This window comes from Sutcliffiella halmapala, from assembly GCF_050107295.1.
Classification (GTDB): Bacteria; Bacillota; Bacilli; order Bacillales; family Bacillaceae_I; genus Sutcliffiella_A; species Sutcliffiella_A halmapala_A.
This window is the reverse complement of sequence record NZ_JBNIKR010000054.1, coordinates 1-255: the sequence shown is the minus strand read 5'-3', so window position 1 is coordinate 255 and position 255 is coordinate 1. Positions and strand designations below refer to the sequence as shown.

The window sequence follows — 255 nt, the reverse complement described above, 5'->3', positions numbered from 1 at the left end:
ATGCAAGTCGAGCGGACTTACAAAAGCTTGCTTTTGTAAGTTAGCGGCGGACGGGTGAGTAACACGTGGGCAACCTGCCCTTGAGACTGGGATAACTTCGGGAAACCGGAGCTAATACCGGATAATACAAGGAACCTCCTGGTTCCTTGTTGAAAGATGGTTTCGGCTATCACTTAAGGATGGGCCCGCGGCGCATTAGCTAGTTGGTGAGGTAACGGCTCACCAAGGCGACGATGCGTAGCCGACCTGAGAGGG

At 53.3% G+C, this 255-nt stretch carries 1 rRNA gene; it reads left to right on the top strand.

The features are described 5' to 3' along the window. Positions 1 to 255, top strand: a 16S ribosomal RNA gene (locus ACQCT5_RS23040); the annotation flags it as partial.